Raw genomic sequence first — 11,192 nt, forward strand, 5'->3', positions numbered from 1 at the left:
TGAATATAAAATTTGCGATTAAAATAGTAGGAGAGAGCAAAAACTGATGAATGTCATTTATTTCTTAAGCTTTTCAAGTATCTCGAAAGCAGCTTTTCTTCCGCTTAAGAACATTCCACCGAATATTGGTCCCATCCTCGGCGCTCCGGCAACAGCGTTAGCCGCCATTCCTGTGACGTATAAGCCGGGGTAGATTTCTTTGGTGTGCTCCACCGTTAGCTTCTCTCCCATCTCCGCCCACATCGCACTTTCGCCGGGAACCCTCTCTATTAAACCTCTCTTTTCAAGGAGTTGGGTTACCTGTGCTCCATGACCTGTAGAATCAATCACAAACTTGGCTTCAACTGTTAGCGGATCAACGTGAAGGTCCGTCATTTTAACGGGTGTCCAGTTTATGACTATTCCAGCTACGCGGTTCTCCTTAACAACTAAATCCTCGACCTCAACCATGTTGAATATCTTTGCCCCAGCTTTTATATTCTTGCTCGCTATTGTTGTTGCCACTTCGATGGCATCGGCAACATAATAGCCTTCCTCAAATTCTTCATGCCTTACTCCAAATTCCTCGAGGATTTCCTTAGCCTCTTCTTCCACAACTATCTTATTGAAGCCCATTCCTCCTCCCCATATTCCTCCCCCTATGCTCAGCTTTTTCTCAAAGATTGCCACCTTTGCGCCGCCTTTGGCAAGATAATAAGCGGCTACCATTCCCGATGGACCGGCTCCAACTATAGCAACGTCGAGGTTTAAGTGCTCTAAGAGCTCTTTGAAGTAGGTTTCAATTATCGCCCTGCTTATGGTTACATCCCTTAGCATTTCCACCACCCGAAAAATTCATAAAGCTCGACTAAAACTTAGTATTGAAACTTAAAAACCTTGTTATATATGGTGGTTAGGATGACCCAGATGGAAGAAGCCAAACGTGGGATAATAACGGAGGAAATGAACTTTATAGCCAAGCAGGAGAACATAAGTGTTGAAAAGCTTAGGAGAAACGTAGCTAAGGGTTACACTGTTATCTTTAGAAACGTCAATCACGATTGGGTTAAACCTGTTGCCGTGGGCAAAGGTGTGAGGATTAAAGTCAATGCAAACATTGGAACCTCAAGGGACATAGTGAATGTTGAAGAAGAGATAGAGAAGGCTAGAATAGTTGTGAGGTACGGGGCCGACACCATAATGGACCTCTCAACGGGTGGTGATTTGGATGAGATTAGAAGGAAAATCATGAGGGCTGTAGATGTTCCAGTTGGAACAGTCCCAATTTATCAAGCCGCTGAGGAGATGCTGGCAAAGGGTAAGGCTATCATTGAAATGAGCGAAGATGACATGTGGAATGCCGTGGAGAAGCACTTCAAGGATGGTGTTGATTACGCGACGATACATGTTGGAGTTACTAAAGAAGTTGTGGAAAAGATGAAAAGGGTTAAGAGAACTGTTGGCATGGTTTCGAGAGGAGGAACTTTCTTAGCGGCTTGGATGATTCACTGGGAGAGTGAGAACCCTTTCTATAAGGACTATGATTATCTCTTGGAACTTGCTAAGGAATACGACGTGGTCTTGAGCCTGGGCGATGGCCTGAGGCCAGGGGGACTCCCGGACGCTGGGGATGAGCTTCAAATGAGTGAGCTCTTTACCTTGGGGCGCTTGGTGAGAAGGGCAAGAGAGTTTGGAGTTCAAACTATGGTTGAGGGGCCCGGACACGTGCCAATAGACCAAATTCCAATGCAGATAAAAATAGCGAAGGTCGCAACTGATAACGCTCCATTCTACGTCCTTGGTCCCTTGGTAACGGACATTTTTCCGGGCTACGACCATATAGCTGGAGCCATTGGGGGCGCAATAGCCGCTTTGAATGGGGCGGACTTTCTCTGTTATGTCACACCGGCGGAGCACTTAGGTTTGCCTGATAGAGAACACGTGCGTCTTGGGGTAATAGCAACAAAGCTTGCTGCCCATGCTGTGAACCTAACACGCTTCGAGGAGGAGTGGAGGAGGGACTACACCATGAGCCTGGCGAGAGGTTCTCTGGACTGGGAGAAGCAATTTAAGTTTGCAGTGGACAAAGAACGCTTTGATGAGATAAGAAAAAATAGACCGACTTCTACAGAAGCCTGCTCAATGTGCGGGGAGCTGTGTGCGATACGCCTCATAAATGACATGCTTAGGAAAAAGGGTGAAGCTGATGAAGCTTATCTATAGGGGAAAGACAAAAGACGTTTATGAAGATGGCGAGTTTTTGATTTTTTACTTTAAAGACAGCATCTTGGGCTTTGGCGAAAAGGAAGATACCGGTGGAAATGAGGTAATTGGAGGAAGAAAAGGCAAAGGAAGTGTAGTTTTGAAACAAACAGAGTTTTTCTTCAAATTGTTGGAAAAGAGGGGTGTAAAAACTCACTTTGTCGAGAGGCTTGATGAAAGAAGGGCGAAGTTTTTAAAAGCCGAAAGGATACCCCTTGAGGTAATCTACCGCTACAAAGCTTATGGAAGTTTCTTAAGGCGCTACGGTGAATTAGTTAAGCCCCTCAGCGATTTAGACATTGTTGAATTTACACTAAAAAGCGATGCCTTAGGTGATCCTCTCATTTGTGAAGAGGTTACAGAAACGCTCGGCATTGCAACCAAGGAAGAGATTGAGGAGATGAAAAAAACAACAAGAAAAGTTGCTCAAATTTTGAAAGAATTTTTCAAAAGCAAAGGATTTGAGATAATCGACTTCAAGCTTGAGTTTGGGCGAAAAAACGACGAACTCTTGGTTATAGATGAGATAAGCGGTGATACTATTAGGGTGATGAAAGGGGGAAAGCTTCTAAAGCAAGAAGAGCTTTTGGGGGTGATTGAATGATCATCTCAACCATAGCCTCCCATTCGGCTTTGCAGATAATGATGGGAGCAAAGAAAGAAGGTTTCAAAACCCGTCTCTATGTTTCTCCAAAGAGGAAGAGCTTCTACTCTTCACTTCCAATAGTTGATGACCTTAGAGTCACCGCTAATATGGAAGAGATACTGAGTGATGACGGAATAATAGTCCCTCACGGCTCTTTTGTGGCTTATCTCGGTATTGATATGATAGAGAGTAGCAAAGCTAAGTTCTTTGGAAACAAGAGGTTTTTGAAGTGGGAAACAAAGTTTGAGCTTGTTGACAAGATTTTGCAAAAGGCTGATATTCCTCAAGTTGAAAGCTTTGATTTGGATGAGGTTAGAGGAGATGAGCTTTACTTCGTCAGAATTGAAGGTCCTAAAGGTGGGAGTGGACACTTCATAGCTTATGGGCACGAATTAGAGGGAAAGCTAAAAGATGTTAAGGAGAACTATAGAATTGAGCACTTTGTAGATGGTGTCTTCATTTACGTTCACTTCTTCTATTCGCCTATTTTAGAGAGGCTTGAGCTTTTCGGAGTTGATGAACGATTGGTTATAGCGGATGCAAACAAGAGAATGCCCTTCAAAGATTTGCCTTACACAATAGTTGGGAACAAATCCATAGCTTTGAGAGAATCCCTCCTGCCAGAGCTCTATGACTATGGCTTGGCTTTCGTTGAAGCAATGGAAAAGCTTGAGCCTCCCGGGGTTATAGGACCTTTTTCCTTGCATTTTGCTTATGATGGTGAGTTTAGATGCATAGGTTTTGCATCACGCATAGACGGTGGAAGTAATGCCAAGCACTGGTATTCCTCACTTTATTGGGGCGAGGAGATTATGATGGGTCAAAGGGTTGCCAAAGAGATTCGCTTAGCGTTAGATGAGAACCGCTTGGATGAGGTGATAACATGAGATACGTTGGGAGAATGGTTGGCGTTGGATTAAAAGAGGGTAAACCTTTCGCTTTCTATCGTGTTAGTTCTCGCTCTTTTCCCAATAGAACAGCAAAACTTAGGGGAGACGAAGTTGAGGTGATAAATATAACGGAGACAAACAATCCATATGTGAGCTACACAGCCGTGAAAATTTTCAAGGACTATGCAGTGGTTAGCAATGGCTCTCACACAACGTTCATTGCTCAAGCTTTGGAGTGGGAAAAGCCAAAAAAGGCCCTAATTCACATTTTGGATGCTATGGATTATGAGAGAGATACCTTGAATACGCCAAGGATTGGGGGAGTGATACAAAAGTATAAAGATTGGGCTTTTTTGGGCTTCGCTGGAAGGGATGAGCTTTGGGTGAAAAAAGTTGAGCTTGAGGAAGGAAGGGCATTTTTCACCGCTACATACAATGTTGAGGGCATTGAAACCCTGAGCTTAGACTTTGGCGATGAGGAGGAGCTGGCTGAGAGGGTTTTAAAATTAAAGTTCGCCCATCCAGTTTTGGCGGTTGGAGTCCTTGACTCTGGAGATGGGTTTAGGATAGGAATAAAAAACAAAAACTAAATGTTTTTTATTTTCTTTCTTAAATTTGCCATCTCTAAAGTAGCTAAAGCATATTCAAAACCTTTATTTGACTTTATTCCAGCTCTATCTAATCCTTGCAACCCATCATCAACGGTTATAACACCAAATATTACAGGAGTTTCGTAGGTTAAGTTTATATGGGCTACTCCTTTTGCAACTTCATTGGCAACCAAATCGAAGTGATACGTTTCTCCTTTAACGACAGCTCCTAACGCTAAAATCGCATCGTATTTCTCTTTTTTTGCTAGTTCTTTTGTGATAAATGGGATTTCAAATGCTCCAGGAACCTTAAAGATGTCTAAATCTTTGACACCATGTCTCTTAAGACAGTCCAATGCTCCATCTAAAAGCTCCTTAGTCAGCAAATCATTAAATCTGCTTACAACTATACCTATTTTCAAGCCTTCGCCCTTATATTCACCTTCATAAATCATTCTTTTCCCTCCAAAAGCGATTTTAAATTATGTCCAAGCTTGAGCATCTTAACCTCTAAATAAGATCTGTTAATCTCGTTAACTTCTCCAAAAATCGGAATAACTTCAACAACCTCTATTCCAAACTCTTCCAAAGCTTTAATCTTCTTTGGATTGTTTGTCAAAAGCTTAACTTTTGAGACTCCTAAAGCTTTGAGCAGTTGGCAGGCAACACTGAAATCCCTCTCATCTTCATTAAAGCCAAGCATTTTATTCGCTTCAACCGTGTCAAATCCCCTATCCTGGAGTTCGTAGGCTTTGATTTTATTCTTTAGACCAATGCCTCTCCCTTCTTGCCTTAGATAGAGCAAAATTCCTCCTTCCTGAGCTATCATTTTTAGAGCATTTGCTAATTGGCTTCCACAGTCACACTTTAGAGAAGCTAACGTGTCACCAGTTAAACATTCTGAGTGAAGCCTAACTAACGGAATATCATAAGGTTCCTTAATTATAGCTATATGTTCCTTAAAGTCAAGCTCGTTCTCAAAGGCAACTATCTTAAAGGTTCCGTATTTGCTGGGAAGCTTTGCTTGAGCAGAAACCTTAACAAAGCTTTTCCTCCTTACAACTTCTTTAAACACCTCTCTGATTGTAACTATTGGCAAATCGTGCTTTTTAGCAAAAGCCCTTATAAATTCAAAGTTGTGAGAATTTCCCTCTTCATCTAAAAGCTCTATTATTACTGCATATCTCTTAAATCCAAGCATTTCAACAAGCTCAAGAGATGCTTCAGTGTGTCCCTTCCTTTTATTTATTCCAATCCCACCCAAAAGGTGCAGATGACCAGGATAGCGGAAGTGCTCAATATTTAATCCCTCAGCAATCTTTTTAGCAGTTAAAGCTCTCTCTTTTGCACTAATTCCCGTGAATGTTTTCGTGTAATCAACACTAATTAGAAAGTTCGTCTCGTTGTTCTTGGAAGGCAACTTGAAAAAGCCCCTTTTTAGAGCCTCCTCTTCATCCATAGTTAAACATAACATTCCCTTAGCTTGGAGCATAAAGTTTATCACTTTAGCATTTGCGAGCTCGGCAGGATAAACTAAATCAGCCTCAACTTCCCTTTCTTCGTCAATTAAAACTATAGGCTTGTCTTCAAGGATGCTCTCTTTAAGCTTTTTCAAATCCATATCTCTCACCTAGAATATTCTTCAGATACCTTGCAACAACGTCTATCTCATAATTTACCTCTTCTCCAGTCCTCAGAAACCTCAGATTGGTATTTTCCCAAGTATAGGGAATCACCTGAACCCAAAATTGATTTTTCTCAACTTTGGCGATTGTCAAGCTCACTCCATTCAGAGCTATGCTCCCTTTCTCCACTATGGCAAATCTCTCTTTAGGCATTTCAAAGGCTAGCCAGTAGGTATTTCCTCTCTTTAGAATTTTTCTTAGCTTTAGGGTTCCATCAACGTGTCCGGTAACTAAGTGTCCATCAATTCTATCGCCAAGCTTCAAAGCTCTTTCAATGTTAACAACTTTTGCTTTCGCCAAGTTTGTCCTTTTTAACGTCTCTTCACCAACGTCAAAGACTATGTAATCTCTAATATCGCTGACAGTCAAGCAAGCCCCGTTGATGGCTAAACTGTCCCCTACATTTACGTTTATTACGTTTTCAACGAACAGTTTTCCATTAGAGAATTTAGCTTTTGCAACCGTTTCAATTATCCCTGAGAACATGGCTTTACCTCCACGTAAAAGCTGTCTCCAAAGCTTTCAAACTTGAGAAACTCGACTTTAAAGGCATCACTAACCTTATCAACGTTTAAGCACTCAAAAGGAGAAATTCCTTTTCCAAAGAGCTTGTTACCGTAGAACAAATGCAGTTTATTAGCAAAGGGCAGGAACTGGCATGCTATTCTCCCTCCCTCAATTAAAACGCTGTCTATTCCTTTTTCGCCCAAAATTTTAAGAATTCTCTCTGGCTTTGTTTCTCTAATTACTTCAGCGTTTTTCCATTCTTTTTTGCTCTCAGTAAAGATTATTACTCTTCCTTTCTCAAAAGCTCTAAAATTTCCATTAGCAGTTAATCCATGCCTATCGAGGATTACTTTCACCTTCTCAGCGCATCCTTCTATTCTGCAAGTTAGTTTTGGATCGTCTTTAAGAATCGTATTAGCTCCAACCATTACTGCCATGTACTTTTTCCTGAGCTCCTGAACTTTCTCCCTTGCTTTTTCGCCAGTAATCCATTTTGAGGAGAAGCTATTTGTTGCTATAAAACCGTCTAAGGTTAAAGCAAGCTTTATGGCCACAAAGGGCGTTTTTGTGGTTATGTACTTTAGAAACACTTCGTTCAACTTTCTTGCCTCTTCTTCAAGAACACCAACTTTAACCTTAATGCCTGCTTTTTTGAGTTTTTCAACGCCTTTTCCATTAACCAATGGATTGGGGTCTCCCATTGCTATTACAACTCTTGAGAAGCCTTCCTTTATTATTCTATCAACACAGGGAGGCTGCTTACCCCAATGGGAACAGGGCTCTAAAGTGACATACATTGTTGCTCCTTCGAGGGAGTAGCCTTTGCTCTTTGCGTCTTCTATAGCGTTAACTTCTGCATGCCTATCCCCAAAACGTTTATGATAGCCCTTTCCTATGATCTTATCCTCTTTTACAATAACTGCTCCAACCATCGGATTTGGATTTGCCCTTCCCTCTCCTTTTTTGGACAGCTTCAAAGCTAACCTCATGAAGTGCTCATCGTTCATAACTCATCAATAGTCTGATTAATGTTCCAAATTTAAAAAATTTTGTTCCAAAAATGGAACATTCAAGAAATAATCAACCCTTAATAATCTCCAAGCTCACGTCAAAGTTCTTCACACTGTGCGTTAAAGCTCCGAGGCTTATAACATCGATGTCGAGCCCCGCGTACTCCTCGATGTTCTCGGGCGTTATCCCGCCGCTTACCTCAATCTTAACCTTCTCCCTGAGCCCCTCATGCTTTAAAGCCTCAAGGACATCCTCAATCTGTTCCGGTGTCATGTTGTCGAGCATTATTACGTCGGCCCCGGCTTTAGCAGCCTTCAGCGCGTCCTCCAAGGTTTCAACCTCGACCTCAACTACCTTATAAATGGAAAATGTCTTTGCCCTTCTTATTGCCTCCTCAAGCGGAACCAACGCTAAATGGTTGTCCTTTATGAGTATCGCATCGCTCAGGGAGAAGCGGTGTGGTTCTCCCCCACCGATGAGGATGGCCCTCTTGTCCATCGGCTTCAGCAGGGTTTTCCTCGTTCCGGCGACCCTGACCTTCGGGTTCACGGCCTTGACCCTCTCCACGAGCTTTCTCACTTCCGTGGCTATGCCGCTCATCCTGCCCATGACGTTTAAGGCTGTCCTCTCGACGAGCAGAATCGCCCGGGCATCACCGAGGAGCTCGATGATAACGTCGCCCTCCCTGACCTCCTCGCCGTCGCGCTTTTGGACCCCAACCTTAACGTCGAAGTGCTCGAAGAGGGCTTTAGCCTCCTCAACGCCCGCTATGACGCCGCTCTGCCTGGCTATTATAACGGCCCTTGCTTTCGTTCCCTCCGGTATGACTGCCTCGCTCGTGACGTCGCCGAAGGGCGCGTCCTCCTCAACGAAGCGCAGGAGATAGTTAACGGAAACCATATCATCACCACCTTGTTGAGTGTAAAGGTAAAGAAAATGGAAAAGTTTCCATCATACTTAACTACCCGCTCATCTCCAGCATCCTTTCTATTGCCCTCCTGGCTTTTTCAGCAATCTCTTTGGGCACCTCAATCTCGTATTTTTCATCCCTCAGGGATTCGTAGATGTGCTTGAGCGTGATTGACTTCATTCCAATGCAGAAGGCATCCTCACTAGCGGGGTAGAACTTCTTATCGGGATAGAGCTTCTGCAGACGGTAGCACATCTCCTTCTCCGTAAAGACGACCCACTCGTCATGCTGGCAGGCATTTCTAACCATCCCACCGGTCGAGACTATTAAATCCGCCCTCGCTTGCACCTCTGGACTGCATTCGGGGTGAACCATAAGCTTTGCCTCTGGGTGCTCCTCTCTTGCACGCTCAACGTCTTCAAGGGTGAACTTCCTGTGGACGTAGCAGTGCCCACCTTCAGGGATTGGGATGATTCTCTTTCCAGTTCGCTTTGCCACATAATACGCTAAATTGTTATCGGGCCCGAAGATTACCGTATCGGCATCGAGCTTCTCCACGATTTTTGTGGCATTTGCTGATGTAACGGTGACATCGGCGTAGGCCTTGGTCTCGGCGCTCGTGTTTACATAGAGGACAACGGGAGCGTCGGGATACCGCTTTTTGGCCTCGAGGATGTGCTCAACCTTCAGCATGTTGGCCATCACACACGTGGCCCTCTTTGTCGGGAGAAGCACTTTCTTTGTGGGATTCAGGATTTTGGCAGTTTCGGCCATAAAGTCGACGCCCGCGAAGACTATCACGTCGGCGTCAACGTTCACCGCTTTCCTCGCCAGCTCAAGGCTGTCCCCGAGAAAGTCGGCTATGTCCTGAACTTCAGGAAGCTGGTAGTTGTGGGCTAAAATTATCGCGTTTTTCTCTTCCTTAATCTTGATAATCTCCTCAACCAGATTCATGACATATACCCCCTCGAAAAATGCTGGGTCTTTCAAATTCCTCTTTCATGAAAGGATAATCCTCCCTATAGTGAGCCCCTCTACTCTCTCTCCTTTTTAAGGCACATTCTAAAATACCTCTTGCCAGGAGCTTGATTCTCGCATCCACCTCGACACCCATTAGCTTTTTTAACCCTTTTTTAAGGCCATTCTCATTCCTTACTATTCCAGCATATTTCCAGAGAATTTCTCTAACACTATCTATATCGCCCAATTCTTGGGTAGTGTCTCTAACGTCATTGGGATGTTCGACTTTAGGATTGTCTCTCATTATCGTTCTAGCAACTTCTAAACCGCTTACCACGCATTCTAGGAGGGAATTGCTTGCCAACCTGTTTGCTCCATGGAACCCATTATCCGCTGCTTCTCCAATTGCATAGAGATTCTTGATGCTTGTTCGGTAATAGAGGTCAACTTTCAAACCTCCTATAGAATAATGGGCAATTGGAGTTACTGGAATTAGATCTTTTTCAGGGTTGATTTTCTCTTTGATCAGGAACGAATAAATCTGGGGGAACTTTTCTTTGAACCCTTTAACTCCTGTTGCGTCCAGATAAACTCTTTTTCCTCCCTGCATCTGTTTGTAGATCGCCCTCGCAACGACATCTCTTGGTTCAAGTTCATTAACAAACCTTTCTCCCTCCTCGTTGATTAGCTTAGCCCCCGCTCCCCGTACAGCTTCACTTATAAGTTTAACCTCTTTTCCGATGAAACCTGTGGGATGAAACTGTACGAACTCTAAATTACTTGTTAAGGCACTTTTCATTAGGGCGTCTCCTGTTAGAATCCCTAGGTTTAATGGGGAGCCTGCTGTAAATTTATATAATGCTGTGTATCCTCCAGTAGCCAATATTATGGCATCAAACTTTAGGAGCTCTCCATTGAGGAAAACACCATAGCATTTTTCGTCTTTTATTGCCAGCGAAGATGCAAAACCCTTTATGAAGTGGACACCGAACTCTTTAGCCCTTAAATAAAGGAGCTTTGTCACATGCTTTCCAGTTTCATTTTTGATTGTGAATACCCTTGGAAAGGAGTGTCCCCCTTCGATTTCATTGTCTTCAAAGCTTAAACCGAGAGAAAGTAAAAAATCATAAGCCTCAGTAGATTTTGAAATCACACTCCATACAGCTTCTTCGTTATTTAAATAACGTCCGGCTTTGACGGTATCTACAACGTGGGATCTGATGGAGTCTCCCTCCAGAATGGGAAAGGCTATTCCTGCCTGAGCAAGATATGAATTTGTTTCCTTTATCCCTTCTCCAATGATAACTACTTCAAAACCCTTTTTAGCCAATGAAATTGCAGCAGTTAATCCTGCTATTCCCTCTCCAATTATCCCCAGCCTTCTCATTTGATTACCCGAACAATTGTTCGGTAAGTATCTTTTAAGCCTTTTGTTGGAAAGGGCGTGTTTATAGTAACCTTTATTAGGGTTTTTGCTGAATTCTTTCGGGTGGTTGTCGTGATCCCCAGATGGGATCACAGACTCAAAGACCCTGAAAGCGTGGCATTCGCAATTCTTGACGTTTTAGCAGACTTCGAATCAGAAGGAAAGCTGAAGAACCTGCCAAAATCCAAAAAATTTCCAGTAAAAACAATACTGGCAATACTCCTCTTTAAACAATACTACAACCTACCTCTCAGAGACGCCCAGCACTACGGCAGAAAATTCTTCGGAGCAAACATTCACTACTCAACCCTCCACAACTGGGAGAA

13 protein-coding genes are annotated in these 11,192 nt (G+C 43.2%); 5 read left to right on the plus strand and 8 right to left on the minus strand.

Annotated elements, in window-relative coordinates; genetic code table 11:
* Positions 1 to 57: 57 nt before the first annotated feature.
* Positions 58 to 816 carry a sulfide-dependent adenosine diphosphate thiazole synthase gene (locus GBV73_RS02190; RefSeq protein WP_152878942.1) on the minus strand — a complete coding sequence of 253 codons (759 nt, stop codon included), beginning with the start codon at positions 814 to 816 and terminating at the stop codon, positions 58 to 60.
* Between the two features lie 81 nt (positions 817 to 897).
* Between GBV73_RS02190 and thiC the strand changes: the two genes are divergently transcribed.
* The 4 genes from thiC to GBV73_RS02210 are packed head-to-tail and all read left to right on the plus strand — an operon-like array spanning position 898 to position 4,367.
* Complete coding sequence (gene thiC / locus GBV73_RS02195) at positions 898 to 2,202, plus strand: phosphomethylpyrimidine synthase ThiC (protein WP_152878944.1); 1,305 nt, start codon at positions 898 to 900, stop codon at positions 2,200 to 2,202.
* Positions 2,186 to 2,845 carry a phosphoribosylaminoimidazolesuccinocarboxamide synthase gene (locus tag GBV73_RS02200; protein WP_152878946.1) on the plus strand — a complete coding sequence of 220 codons (660 nt, stop codon included), beginning with the start codon at positions 2,186 to 2,188 and terminating at the stop codon, positions 2,843 to 2,845. Before thiC ends, GBV73_RS02200 begins: the two co-directional genes overlap by 17 nt.
* The gene (locus GBV73_RS02205; RefSeq protein WP_152878948.1) at positions 2,842 to 3,774 is read left to right on the plus strand and encodes a formate--phosphoribosylaminoimidazolecarboxamide ligase; all 933 of its coding nucleotides are present in this window, start codon (positions 2,842 to 2,844) and stop codon (positions 3,772 to 3,774) included. The genes GBV73_RS02200 and GBV73_RS02205 overlap by 4 nt, the downstream gene beginning before the upstream one ends.
* Positions 3,771 to 4,367, plus strand: coding sequence for an IMP cyclohydrolase (locus GBV73_RS02210; RefSeq protein WP_152878950.1), 597 nt, complete (start codon positions 3,771 to 3,773; stop codon positions 4,365 to 4,367). Before GBV73_RS02205 ends, GBV73_RS02210 begins: the two co-directional genes overlap by 4 nt.
* Here the strand turns inward: GBV73_RS02210 and ribH are convergent.
* The 7 genes from ribH to GBV73_RS02245 form a co-directional block, all read right to left on the minus strand.
* Positions 4,364 to 4,822 carry a 6,7-dimethyl-8-ribityllumazine synthase gene (gene ribH / locus GBV73_RS02215; RefSeq protein ID WP_152878952.1) on the minus strand — a complete coding sequence of 153 codons (459 nt, stop codon included), beginning with the start codon at positions 4,820 to 4,822 and terminating at the stop codon, positions 4,364 to 4,366. The genes GBV73_RS02210 and ribH overlap by 4 nt on opposite strands.
* Positions 4,819 to 5,988 (minus strand): bifunctional 3,4-dihydroxy-2-butanone-4-phosphate synthase/GTP cyclohydrolase II, encoded by a 1,170-nt coding sequence (locus tag GBV73_RS02220; RefSeq protein WP_152878954.1) that lies wholly within the window; start codon positions 5,986 to 5,988, stop codon positions 4,819 to 4,821. The genes ribH and GBV73_RS02220 overlap by 4 nt, the downstream gene beginning before the upstream one ends.
* Positions 5,969 to 6,538 carry a riboflavin synthase gene (locus tag GBV73_RS02225; protein WP_042701976.1) on the minus strand — a complete coding sequence of 190 codons (570 nt, stop codon included), beginning with the start codon at positions 6,536 to 6,538 and terminating at the stop codon, positions 5,969 to 5,971. The genes GBV73_RS02220 and GBV73_RS02225 overlap by 20 nt, the downstream gene beginning before the upstream one ends.
* A complete protein-coding gene (ribD, locus tag GBV73_RS02230) occupies positions 6,523 to 7,566 on the minus strand; it encodes a bifunctional diaminohydroxyphosphoribosylaminopyrimidine deaminase/5-amino-6-(5-phosphoribosylamino)uracil reductase RibD (RefSeq protein ID WP_042701977.1) in 1,044 nt (347 codons plus the stop codon). The genes GBV73_RS02225 and ribD overlap by 16 nt, the downstream gene beginning before the upstream one ends.
* A 73-nt stretch (positions 7,567 to 7,639) precedes the next feature.
* Positions 7,640 to 8,470 (minus strand): carboxylating nicotinate-nucleotide diphosphorylase, encoded by an 831-nt coding sequence (gene nadC / locus GBV73_RS02235; RefSeq protein ID WP_152878956.1) that lies wholly within the window; start codon positions 8,468 to 8,470, stop codon positions 7,640 to 7,642.
* Between the two features lie 61 nt (positions 8,471 to 8,531).
* Positions 8,532 to 9,434 (minus strand): quinolinate synthase NadA, encoded by a 903-nt coding sequence (nadA, locus tag GBV73_RS02240; RefSeq protein WP_152878958.1) that lies wholly within the window; start codon positions 9,432 to 9,434, stop codon positions 8,532 to 8,534.
* Positions 9,421 to 10,827: an L-aspartate oxidase gene (locus GBV73_RS02245; protein WP_152878960.1), complete on the minus strand. Its 1,407-nt coding sequence runs from the start codon at positions 10,825 to 10,827 to the stop codon at positions 9,421 to 9,423. The genes nadA and GBV73_RS02245 overlap by 14 nt, the downstream gene beginning before the upstream one ends.
* A 57-nt stretch (positions 10,828 to 10,884) precedes the next feature.
* Between GBV73_RS02245 and GBV73_RS02250 the strand changes: the two genes are divergently transcribed.
* On the plus strand, positions 10,885 to 11,192 hold a 308-nt coding region (locus GBV73_RS02250; protein WP_152878962.1), incomplete at its 3' end, for a hypothetical protein.

The organism is Thermococcus sp. 101 C5, from assembly GCF_009372125.1.
GTDB lineage: Archaea > Methanobacteriota_B > Thermococci > Thermococcales > Thermococcaceae > Thermococcus_A > Thermococcus_A bergensis.

What these genes read in the sequence shown, in the direction of transcription:
- ribD (WP_042701977.1), bottom strand. Translation starts at nt 7,566, where the DNA reads ATGAACGATGAGCACTTCATGAGGTTAGCTTTGAAGCTGTCCAAAAAA.
- GBV73_RS02200 (WP_152878946.1), top strand. Translation starts at nt 2,186, where the DNA reads ATGAAGCTTATCTATAGGGGAAAGACAAAAGACGTTTATGAAGATGGC.
- ribH (WP_152878952.1), bottom strand. Translation starts at nt 4,822, where the DNA reads ATGATTTATGAAGGTGAATATAAGGGCGAAGGCTTGAAAATAGGTATA.
- GBV73_RS02210 (WP_152878950.1), top strand. Translation starts at nt 3,771, where the DNA reads ATGAGATACGTTGGGAGAATGGTTGGCGTTGGATTAAAAGAGGGTAAA.
- GBV73_RS02245 (WP_152878960.1), bottom strand. Translation starts at nt 10,827, where the DNA reads ATGAGAAGGCTGGGGATAATTGGAGAGGGAATAGCAGGATTAACTGCT.
- GBV73_RS02190 (WP_152878942.1), bottom strand. Translation starts at nt 816, where the DNA reads ATGCTAAGGGATGTAACCATAAGCAGGGCGATAATTGAAACCTACTTC.
- GBV73_RS02205 (WP_152878948.1), top strand. Translation starts at nt 2,842, where the DNA reads ATGATCATCTCAACCATAGCCTCCCATTCGGCTTTGCAGATAATGATG.
- nadC (WP_152878956.1), bottom strand. Translation starts at nt 8,470, where the DNA reads ATGGTTTCCGTTAACTATCTCCTGCGCTTCGTTGAGGAGGACGCGCCC.
- GBV73_RS02220 (WP_152878954.1), bottom strand. Translation starts at nt 5,988, where the DNA reads ATGGATTTGAAAAAGCTTAAAGAGAGCATCCTTGAAGACAAGCCTATA.
- thiC (WP_152878944.1), top strand. Translation starts at nt 898, where the DNA reads ATGACCCAGATGGAAGAAGCCAAACGTGGGATAATAACGGAGGAAATG.
- GBV73_RS02225 (WP_042701976.1), bottom strand. Translation starts at nt 6,538, where the DNA reads ATGTTCTCAGGGATAATTGAAACGGTTGCAAAAGCTAAATTCTCTAAT.
- nadA (WP_152878958.1), bottom strand. Translation starts at nt 9,434, where the DNA reads ATGAATCTGGTTGAGGAGATTATCAAGATTAAGGAAGAGAAAAACGCG.